Here is a 16,588-nt window from a genome sequence, read left to right on the forward strand (position 1 = left end):
TGCTCAGGCCTCGGCGGCGAGCTTCTTGGCCTTCTCGACAGCCTGCTCGATGGTGCCGACCATATAGAAGGCGGCCTCCGGCAGGTGGTCGTACTTGCCCTCGACCAGGCCCTTGAAGCCGGCGATCGTGTCCTCAAGCGGCACGAACTGGCCGGGCGAGCCGGTGAACACCTCGGCGACGTGGAACGGCTGGCTGAGGAAGCGCTCGATCTTGCGGGCGCGGGCCACGATCAGCTTGTCCTCCTCCGACAGCTCGTCCATGCCAAGGATGGCGATGATGTCCTGCAGGGCCTTGTAGCGCTGCAGCACCTGCTGCACCTGGCGGGCGACGTTGTAGTGCTCCTCGCCGACGATCAGCGGCGACAGCATGCGCGAGGTGGAGTCGAGCGGGTCCACCGCCGGATAGATGCCCTTCTCGGCGATGCTGCGCGAAAGCACCGTGGTGGCGTCCAGGTGGGCGAAGGAGGTGGCCGGAGCCGGGTCGGTCAGGTCGTCGGCCGGCACGTAAATGGCCTGAACCGAAGTGATCGAACCCTTGGTGGTGGTGGTGATGCGCTCCTGCAGGGCGCCCATCTCCGTGGCCAGGGTCGGCTGGTAACCCACGGCCGACGGGATGCGGCCGAGCAGCGCCGACATCTCCGAACCCGCCTGAGTGAAGCGGAAGATGTTGTCCACGAAGAACAGCACGTCCTGCCCCTGGTCACGGAAGTGCTCGGCGATGGTCAGGCCGGTGAGGGCCACGCGGGCGCGGGCGCCCGGAGGCTCGTTCATCTGGCCGAACACGAGCGCGCACTTGGAGCCGGCGGTCGAACCGTTGTTCTTGCGCGGGTCGACGTTCACGCCCGACTCAATCATCTCGTGATAGAGGTCGTTGCCCTCGCGGGTGCGCTCGCCCACGCCGGCGAACACCGAGTAGCCGCCGTGCGCCTTGGCGATGTTGTTGATCAGCTCCTGGATGAGCACGGTCTTGCCCACGCCGGCGCCGCCGAACAGGCCGATCTTGCCGCCACGGGCGTAAGGAGCGAGCAGGTCCACCACCTTGATGCCGGTGACGAGGATCTGTGCCTCGGTCGACTGCTCGGAGTAGCTCGGGGCCGGCTGGTGAATGGCGCGGTAGGCCTCGGCCTGCACCGGGCCGGCCTCGTCCACGGGCTCGCCGATCACGTTCATGATGCGGCCGAGCGCGCCGTTGCCAACCGGCACTTCAATCGGCTTGCCGGTGTCCACCACCGACTGGCCGCGCACCAGGCCGTCGGTCGTGTCCATGGCGATGCAGCGCACGGTGTTCTCGCCGAGCTGCGCAGCGACCTCAAGCACAAGGCGGTTGCCCCGGTTGGTGGTCTCAAGGGCGTTGAGAATGGCCGGCAGGTGGCCGTCGAACTGCACGTCGACGACGGCGCCAATGACCTGCGTGATGCGTCCTGCGGAGGTTGTTGCAACCATGGGAAGCTCCCGTCCGAGCCCGTACGGGCCTCGCCTTCAGAATTGTCGAGCGCTGCGGATCTCCGCGCGTCGCACTGGAATTGACGTTGGCCGGCTCCGCGACCGCCGAGCGGCGCGCGCCGGCCTGATGAGTTCGCTCAGAGCGCCTCCGCGCCGGAGATGATCTCGATCAGTTCCTTCGTGATCATCGCCTGACGCGTGCGGTTGTACACGAGCGTCTGCTTGCGGATCATTTCGCCCGCATTGCGCGTGGCGTTGTCCATGGCGGTCATCTGGGCGCCGTAGAACGACGCGTTGTTTTCCAGAAGCGCGCGCAGGATCTGCACGGTCACGTTGCGCGGCAGCAGGGTCTCGAGGATTTCCTCCTCGCCCGGCTCGTACTCGTAGACCGCGCCGCCGAGGCGATCGGCGCCGCCATCCTGCGGGATCTGCGCCGGAATGATCTGCTGGGCGGTCGGGACCTGCGAGATCACCGACTGGAACTGCGCGTAGTACAGCGTCGCGATGTCGAACTCGCCGGCGTTGAACAGGTCGAGCACCTTGCGACCGATGCCGTCGGCGACGTCCCAGGTCAGCTCCTTGACGCCGCGCAGCTCGACGAAGTCAACGATATGACCCTCGAACTGGCGGCGCAGGGCGTCATGGCCCTTCTTGCCGACCAGCAGGAGCTTCACCGTCTTGCCCTCGGCGATGAGCCGCTGTGCGTCTTCACGGGCGCGGCGCACGATCGACGAGTTGAACGCGCCGGCAAGGCCGCGCTCGCCCGTGCAGACCACGAGGAGGTGAACCCTGTCCGAGCCGGTGCCGGCCAGAAGCCGCGGCGCCCCCGGCTGACCGGCGACGCCCGCGGCGAGATTGCCGAGCACCTGCCCCATGCGTTCGGCGAACGGACGCGCAGCCTCGGCCGCGCTCTGGGCGCGGCGGAGCTTCGCCGCCGCGACCATCTGCATGGCCTTGGTGATTTTCTGCGTCGCCTTCACCGAGGCGATTCGATTGCGGAGATCCTTCAGCGAGGCCATGCCTGGCGCCCTTCAAATCAGGCGAAGGTCCGGGCCACGTCTTCGACGACGGCCTGAAGCTTCGCGGCGACCTCGTCGCTCAGGTCACTGGTGACGCGGATGGCCTCGAGAATGTCCGCATGCTTGCCGCGCAGGGCGCCGAGCAGCGTCTCCTCAAACTCCCGGACGCGCGACAGCGGCAGCGGGTCCAGATAGCCGTTCACGCCGGCGTAGATGACCGCGACCTGCTCCTCCATCTTGAGCGGAGCGAACTGCGGCTGCTTCAGCAGCTCGGTCAGGCGGGCGCCGCGGTTCAGCAGGCGCTGGGTGGTGGCGTCGAGATCCGAGCCGAACTGGGCGAAGGCCGCCATTTCGCGGTACTGCGCCAGCTCGCCCTTGATCTTGCCGGCGACCTTCTTCATCGCCTTGGTCTGGGCCGAGGAGCCCACGCGCGACACCGACAGACCCACGTTCACCGCCGGGCGGATGCCCTGGAAGAACAGGTCGGTCTCAAGGAAGATCTGGCCGTCGGTGATCGAGATGACGTTCGTCGGGATGTAGGCCGACACGTCGTTGGCCTGGGTCTCGATGACCGGCAGGGCGGTGAGCGAGCCCGCGCCGTTCTCGTCGTTCATCTTGGCGGCGCGCTCGAGCAGGCGGGAGTGCAGGTAGAACACGTCGCCCGGATAGGCTTCACGGCCCGGCGGACGGCGCAGCAGCAGCGACATCTGGCGGTAGGCGACGGCCTGCTTGGAGAGGTCGTCGTACACGATCACGGCGTGCATGCCGTTGTCGCGGAAGTACTCGCCCATGGCGCAGCCGGAGAACGGCGCCAGGAACTGCATCGGGGCCGGATCAGAAGCGGTGGCCGCGACGATGATCGAGTACTCGAGCGCGCCGTTCTCCTCCAGCACCTTCACGAACTGGGCGACGGTCGAACGCTTCTGGCCCACGGCGACGTAGACGCAGTACAGCTTCTTCGACTCGTCGTCGCCCTGGTTGAGCGGCTTCTGGTTGAGGATGGTGTCGAGCGCGATGGCGGTCTTGCCGGTCTGGCGGTCGCCGATGATCAGCTCGCGCTGGCCGCGGCCGATCGGGATCAGCGCGTCGATGGCCTTCAGGCCGGTCGCCATCGGCTCATGCACCGACTTGCGCGGAATGATGCCCGGGGCCTTGACGTCGACCTGACGGAACTCGGTCGCCTGGATGGGACCCTTGCCGTCGATCGGGTTGCCGAGGGCGTCGACGACGCGGCCGAGCAGACCCTTGCCGACCGGCACGCTGACGATGTCGCCGGTGCGCTTCACGGTCTGGCCTTCGGCGATCTCGCGGTCGTTGCCGAACACCACGACGCCGACGTTGTCGCTCTCAAGGTTGAGCGCCATGCCGCGCACGCCGGATTCGAACTCGACCATCTCGCCGGCCTGCACCTTGTCCAGGCCATAGCAGCGGGCGATGCCGTCGCCGACGGACAGAACCTGGCCGACCTCGGAGACCTCAGCCTCGCGACCGAAGTTCTTGATCTGCTCTTTCAAAATGGCGGAAATTTCTGCGGCCCGAATGTCCATCAGCCGACCTCTTTCATCGCGAGACGGATCGAATTGAGTTTGCTACGCAGGCTGGCGTCCAGCATCCGGCTGCCAAGCCTGACGATAATCCCGCCGATGATCGACGGGTCGATTTTCACATGCAGGTCGACATCGCCGCCGGCGACATCGCGCAGCGCCTGCTTCAGGTCGGCGATGACCTGGTCGGAGGGCTGGCTCGCCAGCGTCACGTCAGCGCGGACCACGCCCTTGCGGGCTGCGACCATCGCCTTGTACGCCGCAATCATCTGCTGGACTGCGAACAGCCGGCGACGGGATGCGACGAGTTTCAGAAAATTGGCGGCAAGACCGCTAATGCCGGACCGATCAAGGATCGCGGTGACAGCCGCAAGTTGCTCGTCCGCCGAAAACACCGGACTCCGGACGAGGCGCTGCAGGTCGGCGCTCTCCTTCACCAGGGCGTCGAATCGGCTGAGGTCAGCTTCAACCTGATCGATCGCCGCCGCGCCAGCCTCGGCCGCCGTTTCAAGCAAGGCGGAGGCGTAACGGGCTGCGACCCCTGAAATCGGACCTGTCAATGAAGGCTGTTCGGCCACGTCGGCGTCTCACTTTCAGGCTCACGTTCGCACGCGCAGCGTCACCTTGCGTGACGCGCCGCATCGCGCGAGCACATGGACAGGGAGCGGGAGGCGTTTTCAGCGACCCGTTGGCAGGTCACCTATCATGGTGACTATGGACGCGCAACCGCCTGCAGACGCTTCAACGTCGCAGGAGCGTCACGTTTACGCCCAATTTTCGCATGGCCGCGGCGAACCAGATTGCGTCTGGCGCAACGCGTCCGCGCGCTGCGCGGGGCGACAGCGGGCGACGATGGTGATTCAGCGCCTCCGTAACGCCGGAAGTCAGGCTTTTCCGGGCGGCGCCGTCAACCCGGCCGGTCGTCGCGACCGCCGCTTTCAGTGGAAGCTCTGTGGATCAATGTCGACAGTCACCCGCACGCGCGATGACGGCGGCGGCGCCTGGGCCAGCATGCGGCGCAGGAACCCCTGCAGGTCGACGCCCCGGTCGCATTTGAACAGCAGCCGGAAGCGATGCAGCCCCCGCACCACAGCGAGCGGCGCCTCGGCCGGCCCCAGGGTGAGAATGTCGCCGTCCCCCGTGCGGGAAGCGGAAAGGGCGTGGGCGGCGCGGGCGAGGGCGCGGGCGTGCGCCTCGGCTTCGTTGCGGTCCGGACCGGCGACGATGATCGCGGCCAGCCGCCCGAACGGCGCCAGCCCCGCCGCCTGCCGCAGCGCCATCTCCTCCCGGTAGAACCGTCCGGCGTCTCCGGAAAGCAGGGCGGTCATCACCGGGTGGTCGGGCTGGTGCGTCTGCAGGATGGCCCGCCCCGGCCGGTCGCCGCGGCCGGCGCGGCCGGTCACCTGCTGGAGCATCTGGAAGGTGCGCTCGGCGCCGCGCGGATCGCCGGAGGCGAGCCCCACGTCGGCGTCCACCACGCCGACCAGGGTGAGCTGCGGGAAATTGTGGCCCTTGGAGATGAGCTGGGTGCCGACCACGATCTGGACCCGCCCCTCGGCGACGGCCGCCAGCTCCTCACGGATACGGGCGGTCCCGCCGGCGAGATCGCTGGACAGGGTGACGATGGGAACGCCCGGGAAATAGCCGGCGACCTCCTCCGCCAGCCGCTCCACGCCGGGGCCGGCGGGGACCAGCGAATCGACCTCGCCGCACGCAGGGCATGCGTCCGGCCGGCGCTCCACATGGCCGCAGTGGTGACACATCAGCGCCCGGCGGAAGCGGTGCTCGACCAGCGTCGTCGAGCAGTTGGGGCAACCGGCCCGGTGGCCGCATGAGCGGCAGACCGTCACCGGGGCGTAACCGCGACGGTTGAGATAAAAAAGCACCTGCTCGCCGCGCTCCAGCGTCTCGCGCGCCGCCGCCAGCAGCGGCTCCGAAACCCATTTTCCGCGCGGCGGCGCATGACGACGCAGGTCCACGACGCTGAGCCCGGGCATCACGCGCTGGCCGAAACGCTCCGGCAGCTGCAGCAGCCGGTAGCGGCCGCGCTCCGCGTTCACGAGGCTCTCCAGCGACGGCGTCGCCGAAGCGAGCACCACCGGAAACCCTTCGATCCGACCGCGCACCACCGCCATGTCGCGGGCGTGATAGTGAACGCCGTCCTCCTGCTTGTAGGCCGCCTCGTGCTCCTCATCCACGACGATGAGGCCAAGGCTGGCGTAGGGCAGGAACAGGGCCGAGCGCGCCCCGGCGACCACGCGCACGTCCCCGTTCGCCACGCCCGCGAGGGTGCGTTCGCGCTGGCGGGGCGTCAGCGCCGAGTGCCATTCGGCCGGGCGAACGCCGAAGCGGGCGGCGAAACGGTCGAGAAACTGCGCCGTCAGGGCGATCTCCGGCAACATGACCAGCGCCTGCCGGCCGTGGCGCAAGGCTTCGGCCACCGCCTCAAAATAGGTCTCGGTCTTGCCCGAGCCGGTAACGCCCTGCAGCAGGGTCACCGAGAAAGCGTTGTCGCGCACCGCGGCGCGCAGCGCCTCGGCGGCTGCGGCCTGGGCGCCGGACAGCTGCGCCGGCGCGTGATCCGGGTCCGGCCGCGGCGCCTGCAGCTCGGGCATGGGCGCGGTCGCCAGCGAACCGTCGTCGATGAGGCCGCTGATCACCGTGGCGCTGACGCCCGCCGCCTTCGCCAGCTCGCGCCGGTCCATGATCGCGCGGCCAGCCATCGCCTCCAGCGCCTTTTTTCGCGCCGCGGTCATGCGGGCCGGCGTCCTGCCGGTAAGCACGACGCCGACGCGCGGCGGCTCCGGCGGAACCCGCTCCGGCGCGCGGATCGCCAGCCGCAGCACCTGGCCGCGCGGCGCCAGCGTGTAGCGGGCCACCCAGTCCAGCAGCCGGCGCAGCCCCGCAGGCAGGGGCGGAACGTCAATCCGGCCGAGAACGGTTTTCAGCCGCCGCTCCGGCGGCGGCGCATCGGGCGGCCACACGCTCCAGACCACGCCCCACGCCTCGCGCGCGCCGAAGGGAATGCGCACCACGTCGCCTTCAGCCAGGGCGTCGCCGGCCGGCGCGTAATAGGACCAGACTGCGTCGAGGGCGAGGGGCGCGAGCACGTCGACGATCTGCCGCCGCGTCCCGGCTCCGGCCGCTGGCGACGTCCCGTTCATCAAATTGCCGGATGATGCGCTCATCCGGTCCAGATAGCATCGATTCGCCCCTGCGGGCGATGCGGCGCGCCGGCGGCGAGAGGAGACATCCGGCCATGATCATGTCGGGCGACGTACAGGAGGCGTTCCAGCGCTGGCTGGAGCATCAGGCCAGCGTGCGCCGGCTCTCGCCGTTGACGCTGGAAGCGTACGGCCGGGACCTGCGGCAGTTTCTCGGTTTCCTCACCATGCATCTGGGCGCGCCGCCAACCCTGCCGGCGCTGGCGCGGCTGCGCCCGCCTGACCTGCGCGCCTTTCTTTCGGCCCGGCGGCGTGACGGCGTCGACAACCGCACGCTGATGCGCCAGCTCTCGGCCATCCGTTCCTTCGCCCGCTTCTGCGAACGGGAGAACCTTGCGACGCTGAGCGCCATTTCGGCGGTGCGCGGGCCCCGGCTCAACCGCAACCTGCCCCGGCCGCTGACGGCGAGCGCCGCGGTCGCCGTGACGCGCCCCGAATCACGGGCCGGGGACGACCGGCCGGAATGGGCGCTCACCCGCGACGCGGCGGTGCTCGCCCTGCTCTATGGCAGCGGCCTGCGCATCAGCGAGGCGCTGTCGCTGAAACGGCGCGACGCGCCCGTGCCCGGCGTTGATTCCGTGACGGTGACCGGCAAGGGGCGCAAGACGCGAACCGCTCCCGTGCTGCCGCAGGCCGCGGCTCTGGTGGCCGCATACATCAGGCAGTGCCCCTGGCCACTGCCGGACGACGGGCCCCTGTTCGTTGGCGTGCGCGGCGGGCCGCTCTCGCCCCGCGTCATCCAGCTGGCCATGCAGCAGCTGCGGGGCGCGCTCAACCTGCCGGACAGCGCCACGCCGCACGCGCTGCGCCACTCCTTCGCCACCCACCTGCTGGGCGGCGGCGCGGACCTGCGCAGCATCCAGGAGCTGCTCGGCCACGCTTCCCTGTCCACGACCCAGGGGTATGCGAAGATCGACGCCGTCCGCCTTCTCGACGCCTACCGGCAGGCGCATCCGCGGGCATGAGCGCCGGCGGACGCGGCCGCAGCCGCGCTGACGGAAAAGCCCCTCCGCGCCAGCGAAGGGGCTTCCGGTCCCGGGCGTCACTCCGGCGCCGGCGCCCAGGCGGGCGGCGCGGCAGGCGACGGTCAGATGTGCAGGGCGCGCCTGTCGACCGCCAGGGCCGCCTCGCGCACGGCCTCCGACAGGGTCGGATGGGCGTGGGTGGAGCGGGCCAGATCCTCGGCCGAACCGCCGAACTCCATCAGCACCACCGCCTCGTGGATCATCTCGCCGGCATTGGCGCCGATGATGTGGACGCCAAGCACCCGGTCCGTGGCCTGGTCCGCCAGAATCTTGACGAAACCGTCGGTGGCGCGGCTGGCGCGGGCGCGACCGTTGGCGGTGAAGGGAAACTTGCCGACGTTGTAGACGACGCCCGCGGCCTTGAGCTCCTCCTCGGTCTTGCCGACCGAGGCGATCTCCGGCCGGGTGTACACCACCGCGGGGATGACGTCGTAGTTCACATGGCCGGCCTTGCCGGCGAGCAGCTCGGCCAGCGCCACGCCCTCATCCTCGCCCTTGTGGGCGAGCATGGGGCCGGCCACCACGTCGCCGATGGCGAAAATGCCCGGAACGGTGGTCTGGTAGCGGGAGTCGATGACGACGCGGCCGCGCCCGTCGAGGGCGACGCCCGCCTCCTGCAGGCCAAGGCCTTCGGTGTAGGGGCGGCGGCCGATGGCGACCAGCACCACGTCGGCGGAGATGGTCTCGGCCTCGCCGCCCGCCGCAGGCTCAACGGTCAGCGTGACGCCGTCACCGGAAGCGACAGCCCCGGTGACCCTGGCGCCAAGGCGGAAAGCCATGCCCTGCTTCTCGAACAGGCGCTGGGCCTGCCTGGCCACCTCGCCGTCCATGCCGGGCAGGATGCGGTCGAGGAACTCGACAACCTCCACTTCAGCGCCAAGACGGCGCCACACAGAGCCGAGTTCGAGGCCGATGACGCCGGCGCCGATCACCACCAGCTTGCCGGGCACCTGCTCCAGCTCCAGCGCGCCGGTGGAGGAGACGATGCGCCTCTCGTCGATCTCCACGCCACGCAGCGGCATGACGTCCGATCCGGTGGCGATGACGATGTTGCGGGTTTCAAGAACCTGCGTCGCGCCGTCCGCGCCGGTGACCTCGACCTTGCCGGCGCCCAGCACCCGGCCGGTCCCGATATAGCTGTCGATCCGGTTCTTCTTGAACAGGAAGGACACGCCGTTCACGTTGGCCGAGACGGTCTCGGACTTGTGCGCCATCATCTGCGCCAGGTCGAGCTCAGGCTCGCCCACCTTCACGCCGAGGGCGGCCATGCCGTGGCCGGCTTCTTCGAACACCTCGGACGCGTGCAGCAGCGCCTTGGACGGGATGCAGCCGACGTTGAGGCAGGTGCCGCCGAACGTCTTGCGCTTTTCAATCACCGCCGTCTTGAGCCCCAGCTGGGCCGCGCGAATGGCGCAGACGTAACCGGCCGGGCCGGAACCGATGACGACGAGATCGTAGCTCATTGTGCTTCTCTCGGAACTGCGTGAACGGACGCGTCCCGCCGGAGGCAGGACGCAACTTGCGCGTGACGCTCAGAGATCGAGGACCAGACGGGCCGGATCCTCGAGATTTTCCTTGATGCGCACGAGGAAGGTGACCGCCTCCTTGCCGTCGATGATGCGGTGGTCGTAGCTGACCGCCAGATACATCATCGGCCGGGCGACGATCTGGCCCTTGTAAACGACCGGGCGCTGCTCGATGCGGTGCATGCCGAGAATGGCCGACTGCGGCGCGTTCAGGATCGGCGTCGACATCAGCGAGCCGTAGATGCCGCCGTTGGAGATGGTGAAGGTGCCGCCCTGCATCTCCTCGATCTTCAGCTGGCCGTCACGGGCGCGGCGGCCGAAGTCGGCGATCTTCTTCTCGATCTCGGCGATCGACAGCATGTCGGCGTCGCGCACCACCGGCACGACAAGGCCCTTGTCCGTGCCGACGGCCACGCCGATGTGGTAGTAGTTCTTGTAGATGATGTCCTCGCCGTCGATCTCGGCGTTGACCGACGGAATCTCCTTCAGCGCCTGCACCGCGGCCTTCACGAAGAAGCCCATGAAGCCGAGCTTAACGCCATGCTTCTTCTCGAAGGCGTCCTTGTACTGGGCGCGCAGCTCCATCACCGCGGTCATGTCGACGTCGTTGAACGTCGTCAGCATGGCGGCGGTCTGCTGGGCTTCCTTCAGACGGCGGGCGATGGTCTGGCGCAGGCGCGTCATGCGCACGCGCTCCTCGCGGGCGGAGTCGTCCGGCGCGGACGGAGCGCGGACGGCGGCCGGACCGGCCGGCTGCGCCGGCGCGGCGGACAGGCGGCTCACCGCTTCCAGCATGTCTCCCTTGGTGACGCGGCCATCCTTGCCGGCGCCGGGCACCGACGCCGGATTGACGCCCGTCTCCGCAGCGATGCGGGCCACGGCCGGGCCATGCGCCGCCGGCTGGGCGGCGGGGGCCGGAGCAAGCGCCGGCTGCGGCGCAGGCGCAGGAGCCTTCGCCGGGGCGGGCGCGGAAGCAGCGGCGGCGGCGCCTTCCGCGATCATGCCAAGCAGGGCGCCGGGGGCGACGGTTTCGCCTTCCTGGGCGGCGATCTCGGCGAGAACGCCTGAAGCCGGCGCGTTCACCTCGAGCGTCACCTTGTCGGTCTCGAGCTCGCACAGCGCCTCGTCAGCCGTCACCGCGTCGCCGGGCTTCTTGAACCAGCGGCCGATGGTGGCTTCGGTCACCGACTCGCCGAGGGTTGGAACGCGAATTTCGGTCGCCATGATCAGTCGGTCTTTCTCTCAGCGACCCGCCCGCCGTCTCGCCATGCGACCAGACCAGGACAGGCGCGGTCAGATTTCGGATCGGGCATCGGGTCTCCCGCCCCATGCCGCCAGTTTCGTCGTCCGTTCCGGAGCAGAACCCGCGTCCTGCCCCGCAGCGGCGTCGCGACATCCCCGGGACGCGCCGTCGCAACGGACGACGCGTCGTCCGGTCAGGACGCGAAGGCGTCGTCGAGGAACGCCTGCAGCTGGGCGAGATGCTTGGACATCTGGCCAACGGCAGGCGACGCGGCCGCCGGACGGCCGACATAACGCGGCCGCTTCACCGGAGCGTTGCAGTGCTCCAGCACCCACTCAAGGTACGGCTGGACGAAGGTCCAGGCGCCCATGTTCTTCGGCTCCTCCTGGCACCACACCAGCTCGGCGTTCGGGAAGCGGCTGACGACGCTGGTCACCGACTTCACCGGGAACGGATAGAGCTGCTCGGCGCGCAGCAGATAGATGTCGTCGACGCCGCGCTTTTCGCGCTCCTCCAGCAGGTCATAATAAACCTTGCCGGTGCAGACGATCACCCTGCGGATGCGCTCGTCCTTCACCAGACGGATGGCGTTCCTCTCCGGATATCGCTCGGCGTCGTCATGGAGGATGCGGTGGAAGGTGGAGCCTTCCGCCATCTCGGCCAGGGACGACACGCAGCGCTTGTGGCGCAGCAGCGACTTCGGCGTCATCAGCACCAGCGGCTTGCGGAAGTCGCGCTTCAGCTGGCGGCGCAGGATGTGGAAGTAGCTGGCCGGCGTGGAGCAGTTGGCCACCTGCATGTTGTCTTCGGCGCACAGCTGGAGATAGCGCTCAAGGCGGGCCGAGGAGTGCTCCGGCCCCTGGCCTTCATAACCGTGCGGCAACAGCATCACCAGGCCGGACATGCGCAGCCACTTGCGCTCGCCGGACGAGATGAACTGGTCGACGACCACCTGGGCGCCGTTGGCGAAGTCGCCGAACTGGGCCTCCCACATCACCAGCGCGTTGGGCTCGGCCAGCGAGTAGCCGTATTCGAAGCCAAGGACCGCCTCCTCCGACAGCATGGAGTTGACGACCTCATAGCGCGCCTGGCCCTCGCCCAGGTTGTTGAGCGGCTTGTAGCGACGCTCGGTCTCCTGGTCGATGATCACCGAATGGCGCTGCGAGAAGGTGCCGCGCTCCACGTCCTGGCCGGACAGGCGCACCGGATGGCCCTCGAGCAGCAGCGAGCCGAAGGCCAGCGCCTCGGCGGTGGCCCAGTCGATGCCCTCGCCGCTCTCGATCGCCTTGCGGCGGTTCTCGAGGAAGCGGACGATGGTGCGGTGCGGCGTAAAGTCCTTCGGCAGCTGGGTGATGCGCTCCCCGATCTGCTTCAGGGTTTCGATGGCGACGCCGGTGTGGCCGCGACGGGGATCGTCGCTGTCCTCGCGCACCGCCTTCATGCCGGACCAGCGGCCGTCGAGCCAGTCAGCCTTGTTGGGCTTGTAGGTCTGCGCCGCCTCGAACTCGGCGTCGAGATGGGCGCGCCACTGGGCCTTGCGCTCCTCAACCTGCTCGCGGGTGACCACGCCTTCCGCAATCAGCTTCTCGGCGTAGATGTCCAGCGTCGTCTTGTGGTTGCGGATCGCCTTGTACATCAGCGGCTGGGTGAAGCTGGGCTCGTCGCCCTCGTTGTGCCCGAACCGCCGGTAGCAGAACATGTCGACGACGACCGGCTTGTGGAAGCGCTGCCGGAATTCGGTGGCCACCTTGGCCGCGAACACCACGGCCTCCGGGTCGTCGCCATTGCAGTGGAAGACCGGCGCCTCCACCATCTTCGCGACGTCGGACGGATAGGGCGACGAACGCGAGAAGCGAGGATTGGTGGTGAAGCCGATCTGGTTGTTGATGATGAAGTGGAGGGAGCCGCCGGTGCGGTGCCCCTTCAGGCCCGAGAGGCCGAAGCACTCCGCCACCACGCCCTGGCCCGCGAAGGCCGCGTCGCCATGGATCAGCAGCGGAAGCGCCCTGGAGCGCTCGACGCGGTCGTCAAGCTGGTCCTGCTTGGCGCGCACCTTGCCGAGCACCACCGGGTCGACGATTTCGAGGTGCGACGGATTGGCCGCCAGCGACAGGTGCACCTGGTTGCCGTCGAACACCCGGTCCGACGAAGCGCCGAGGTGATACTTCACGTCGCCCGAGCCCTCGACGTCGTCCGGCTTGAAGGAACCGCCCTTGAACTCGTGGAAAATGGCGCGGTGGGGCTTGCCCATCACCTGGGCGAGTACGTTCAGGCGGCCGCGGTGCGCCATGCCCAGCGAAATCTCGCGCACGCCGAGGGCGCCGCCGCGCTTGATGACCTGCTCCAGCGCCGGAATGATCGACTCGCCGCCGTCGAGGCCGAAGCGCTTGGTGCCTGTGTACTTGAGGTCGAGGAACTTCTCGAAGCCTTCAGCCTCAATGAGCTTGTTGAGGATGGCGCGCTTGCCTTCCGGCGTGAAGGTGACTTCCTTGTCCGGCCCCTCGATGCGCTCCTGGATCCAGGCCTTCTCGGCCGGATCGGAGATGTGCATGAACTCGAAGCCGATGGTCTGGCAGTACGTGCGCCGCAGGATCTCCAGCATCTCGCGGAGCGTCGCGAACTCCAGGCCGAGCACGTTGTCGATGAAGATCTTGCGGTCGTAATCGGATTCATCGAAGCCGTACGACGAGGGATGCAGCTCGATGTGATCGCCGCGCGGCGCCAGCTTCAGCGGGTCGAGATCCGCGTGCAGGTGGCCGCGCATGCGGTAGGCGCGGATCATCATGATGGCGCGGACGCTGTCGCGGGTGGCCTGGGCCACGGAGGCGTCCGAGAGCTCCACGCCCTTCTCCTGGGCCTTCTGGCGCAGCCTGTCGGAAACCTGTTTTTCAGCCGGCCAGTCGCCGTCGAGGGCGGACACCAGCTCGCCGCCGCCGGTCACCGGCCAGTCCGGCCGGCGCCACGACGCGCCCGCCGCGTTCTTGCGCACGAGGGACGCATCGTCCTTCAGCCTGCCGAAAAACTCCCGCCACTCGGCGTCCACGGAAGCCGGGTCGTTCTCGTACCTGGCCTGGAGCTGCTCAAGATAGGCGGCGTTTCCTCCGTAGAGAAAAGCCGTATCGGCAAAAAGAGCGTTGTCGTCCTGTCGCGCCATAACTGTCTGTCCCTGCCGGAACGCACCTGCCGCCACGCCAGCGTGGCGCCATCAGAACCTCGCGGTCCCTGTCCGCGTCCCTCCGGTCCGGGATGCGGAGCGCGAACCGGCCAGCCGCTGGCCGGTTCGCCGAGTCTGGAGCGTAACCCCATGGGGTTACTGAACCCCAAAACTGGCGACGATATGGTCATCGCCGCCAGTCTTGCCGGGCTGGTCAGCCCTTCAGGACCTCAACCAGGGTCTTGCCGATGCGGGCCGGCGACGGCGACACGCGGATGCCGGCGGACTCCATGGCCTCGATCTTGTCCTCGGCGCCGCCCTTGCCGCCGGAGATGATGGCGCCGGCGTGGCCCATGCGGCGGCCGGGCGGAGCGGTGCGGCCGGCGATGAAGCCGACCATCGGCTTCTTGCGGCCGCGCCTGGCCTCGTCCTTGATGAACTGGGCCGCTTCCTCCTCGGCCGAGCCGCCGATCTCGCCGATCATGACGATCGACTCGGTCTTGGGGTCGGCGAGGAACATCTCGAGCACGTCGATGAATTCGGTGCCCTTCACCGGGTCGCCGCCGATGCCCACGGCGGTGGTCTGGCCGAGCCCCTCGTTGGAGGTCTGGAACACCGCCTCATAGGTCAGCGTGCCGGAGCGGGAGACGATGCCGACGCTGCCGGGCTTGAAGATGTTGCCCGGCATGATGCCGATCTTCGACTCGCCGGCGGTGACGATGCCGGGGCAGTTCGGGCCGATCAGGCGCGAATTCGAACCCTCGAGGGCGCGCTTCACGCGCACCATGTCGAGCACCGGAATGCCCTCGGTGATGCAGACGATCAGCGGGATCCCGGCGTCGATCGCCTCGCAGATGGCGTCCGCGGCGCCCGGCGGCGGCACGTAGACGACGCTGGCGTTGGCGCCGGTCTTCTCAACGGCCTCGGCGACGGTGTCGAACACCGGCAGGCCCAGATGGGTGGAGCCGCCCTTGCCCGGCGCGGTGCCGCCGACGAGGGTCGCGCCGTAGGCGATCGCCTGCTCGGAGTGGAAGGTGCCCGTCTTGCCGGTGAAGCCCTGGGTCAGGATCCGGGTGTTCTTGTCAATCAGAATGGCCATCAGCCCTGCTCCCTCACGGCCTTCACGATCTTCTGGGCCGCATCGTCAAGATCGTCCGCCGGAATCACGTTGAGACCCGACTCACGGATAATCCTCTTGCCTTCCTCAACGTTCGTGCCCTCGAGGCGCACGACCAGCGGAACCTTGAGGCCGACGGCCTTCACCGCGGCGATGACGCCGCGCGCGATGACGTCGCACTTCATGATGCCGCCGAAGATGTTGATGAGGATGCCCTTCACGTTCGGATCAGCGGTGATGATCTTGAACGCTGCGGTCACCTTCTCCTCCGACGCGCCGCCGCCAACGTCCAGGAAGTTGGCCGGCTCCTCGCCGTAGAGCTTGATGATGTCGAGGGTGGCCATGGCGAGGCCGGCGCCGTTGACCATGCAGCCGATGGTGCCGTCCAGCGCGATATAGGCGAGGTCGTACTTGGAGGCCTCAATTTCCTTCGGGTCTTCCTCGGTGAGGTCACGCAGCTCCATGATGTCCGGATGCCGGTAGAGCGCGTTGCCGTCGAAGCTGACCTTGGCGTCGAGGCACTTCAGCTCGCCCTGCTTGGTGACGATCAGCGGGTTGATCTCCAGCAGGGACATGTCCTTGGCGGTGAAGGCGGCGTAGAGCGACTCCACCAGCTTGCCCGCCTGTCTGGCGAGGTCGCCGGTCAGGTTCAGGGCCCTGGCGACGCGGCGGCCGTGATGCGGCATGATGCCGGTGGCCGGATCGACCGAGAAGGTGACGATCTTCTCGGGGGTGTCATGGGCGACCTGCTCGATGTCCATGCCGCCCTCGGTGGAGACCACGAAGGCGATGCGGCCGGTGCTGCGGTCGACCAGCATCGAGAGGTAGAACTCCTTCTCGATGTCGGAGCCGTCCTCGATGTAGAGGCGGTTCACCTGCTTGCCGGCCTCGCCGGTCTGCACAGTCACGAGGGTGGCGCCGAGCATCTGCTGGGCGTACTCGCGGACCTGCTCGACCGAGGTGGCGAGGCGCACGCCGCCCTTGTCGCCGGCGGAAGCCTCCTTGAACCTGCCCTTGCCGCGACCGCCGGCATGGATCTGGCTCTTCACGACCCACAACGGACCGCCGAGCTCACGCGCAGCGGCTTCGGCTTCATCAGCGGAGAAAATCGCCTTGCCGCGGGAGACCGGCGCGCCGAACTCCTTGATGACGGCCTTGGCCTGGTACTCGTGGATATTCATACGAAGCGTCCCTCTATGCCCGATGGGGCTTCCGTGGTGATTGCAGCGGCCCGGATGAAGGCCATGCAACCGGGTTCCGGGCCCCATCAGGGCGCCGTTCCGGTCCGGACGG

At 68.4% G+C, this 16,588-nt stretch carries 11 protein-coding genes; 1 reads left to right on the top strand and 10 read right to left on the bottom strand.

All coding sequences use genetic code 11. The features are described 5' to 3' along the window. Positions 1-3 precede the first annotated feature (3 nt). The 5 genes from atpD to ACFFJB_RS12535 form a co-directional block, all read right to left on the bottom strand. Complete coding sequence (gene atpD, locus ACFFJB_RS12515; RefSeq protein WP_376831667.1) at positions 4-1,443, bottom strand: F0F1 ATP synthase subunit beta; 1,440 nt, start codon at positions 1,441-1,443, stop codon at positions 4-6. A gap of 137 nt (positions 1,444-1,580) precedes the next feature. Then, positions 1,581-2,462 carry a F0F1 ATP synthase subunit gamma gene (locus ACFFJB_RS12520; RefSeq protein ID WP_376831670.1) on the bottom strand — a complete coding sequence of 294 codons (882 nt, stop codon included), beginning with the start codon at positions 2,460-2,462 and terminating at the stop codon, positions 1,581-1,583. A gap of 17 nt (positions 2,463-2,479) precedes the next feature. Continuing rightward, a complete protein-coding gene (gene atpA / locus ACFFJB_RS12525) occupies positions 2,480-4,009 on the bottom strand; it encodes a F0F1 ATP synthase subunit alpha (RefSeq protein WP_376831672.1) in 1,530 nt (509 codons plus the stop codon). Further along, positions 4,009-4,584 carry a F0F1 ATP synthase subunit delta gene (locus ACFFJB_RS12530; protein ID WP_376831674.1) on the bottom strand — a complete coding sequence of 192 codons (576 nt, stop codon included), beginning with the start codon at positions 4,582-4,584 and terminating at the stop codon, positions 4,009-4,011. The genes atpA and ACFFJB_RS12530 overlap by 1 nt, the downstream gene beginning before the upstream one ends. A 360-nt stretch (positions 4,585-4,944) precedes the next feature. Continuing rightward, complete coding sequence (locus tag ACFFJB_RS12535; RefSeq protein ID WP_376831676.1) at positions 4,945-7,170, bottom strand: primosomal protein N'; 2,226 nt, start codon at positions 7,168-7,170, stop codon at positions 4,945-4,947. 95 nt (positions 7,171-7,265) lie between these two features. On the opposite strand from ACFFJB_RS12535, the gene ACFFJB_RS12540 reads away from it, so the two are divergent. After that, positions 7,266-8,195, top strand: coding sequence for a tyrosine recombinase XerC (locus tag ACFFJB_RS12540; protein WP_376831678.1), 930 nt, complete (start codon positions 7,266-7,268; stop codon positions 8,193-8,195). A 122-nt stretch (positions 8,196-8,317) separates the two neighbouring features. Here the strand turns inward: ACFFJB_RS12540 and lpdA are convergent, their stop codons facing one another. From lpdA to sucC, 5 genes are all read right to left on the bottom strand, one after another. Continuing rightward, positions 8,318-9,718, bottom strand: a complete 1,401-nt coding sequence (lpdA, locus tag ACFFJB_RS12545) for a dihydrolipoyl dehydrogenase (protein ID WP_376831680.1) — start codon at positions 9,716-9,718, stop codon at positions 8,318-8,320. 69 nt (positions 9,719-9,787) lie between these two features. Further along, the gene (odhB, locus tag ACFFJB_RS12550; RefSeq protein WP_376831682.1) at positions 9,788-11,005 is read right to left on the bottom strand and encodes a 2-oxoglutarate dehydrogenase complex dihydrolipoyllysine-residue succinyltransferase; all 1,218 of its coding nucleotides are present in this window, start codon (positions 11,003-11,005) and stop codon (positions 9,788-9,790) included. 212 nt (positions 11,006-11,217) lie between these two features. Further along, positions 11,218-14,178 (bottom strand): 2-oxoglutarate dehydrogenase E1 component, encoded by a 2,961-nt coding sequence (locus ACFFJB_RS12555; RefSeq protein ID WP_376831684.1) that lies wholly within the window; start codon positions 14,176-14,178, stop codon positions 11,218-11,220. 214 nt (positions 14,179-14,392) lie between these two features. Further along, a complete protein-coding gene (gene sucD, locus ACFFJB_RS12560) occupies positions 14,393-15,277 on the bottom strand; it encodes a succinate--CoA ligase subunit alpha (protein WP_376831686.1) in 885 nt (294 codons plus the stop codon). Next, positions 15,277-16,476, bottom strand: coding sequence for an ADP-forming succinate--CoA ligase subunit beta (gene sucC, locus ACFFJB_RS12565; RefSeq protein ID WP_376831688.1), 1,200 nt, complete (start codon positions 16,474-16,476; stop codon positions 15,277-15,279). The genes sucD and sucC overlap by 1 nt, the downstream gene beginning before the upstream one ends. Positions 16,477-16,588 lie beyond the last annotated feature (112 nt).

The sequence above is a fragment of the Camelimonas abortus genome, from assembly GCF_042432745.1.
Classification (GTDB): Bacteria; Pseudomonadota; Alphaproteobacteria; order Rhizobiales; family Beijerinckiaceae; genus Camelimonas; species Camelimonas abortus.

Coding starts and splice junctions, on each gene's coding strand:
- sucC (WP_376831688.1), bottom strand. CDS start 16,476: ATGAATATCCACGAGTACCAGGCCAAGGCCGTCATCAAGGAGTTCGGC.
- ACFFJB_RS12555 (WP_376831684.1), bottom strand. CDS start 14,178: ATGGCGCGACAGGACGACAACGCTCTTTTTGCCGATACGGCTTTTCTC.
- ACFFJB_RS12520 (WP_376831670.1), bottom strand. CDS start 2,462: ATGGCCTCGCTGAAGGATCTCCGCAATCGAATCGCCTCGGTGAAGGCG.
- atpA (WP_376831672.1), bottom strand. CDS start 4,009: ATGGACATTCGGGCCGCAGAAATTTCCGCCATTTTGAAAGAGCAGATC.
- sucD (WP_376831686.1), bottom strand. CDS start 15,277: ATGGCCATTCTGATTGACAAGAACACCCGGATCCTGACCCAGGGCTTC.
- lpdA (WP_376831680.1), bottom strand. CDS start 9,718: ATGAGCTACGATCTCGTCGTCATCGGTTCCGGCCCGGCCGGTTACGTC.
- atpD (WP_376831667.1), bottom strand. CDS start 1,443: ATGGTTGCAACAACCTCCGCAGGACGCATCACGCAGGTCATTGGCGCC.
- ACFFJB_RS12540 (WP_376831678.1), top strand. CDS start 7,266: ATGATCATGTCGGGCGACGTACAGGAGGCGTTCCAGCGCTGGCTGGAG.
- ACFFJB_RS12535 (WP_376831676.1), bottom strand. CDS start 7,170: ATGAACGGGACGTCGCCAGCGGCCGGAGCCGGGACGCGGCGGCAGATC.
- odhB (WP_376831682.1), bottom strand. CDS start 11,005: ATGGCGACCGAAATTCGCGTTCCAACCCTCGGCGAGTCGGTGACCGAA.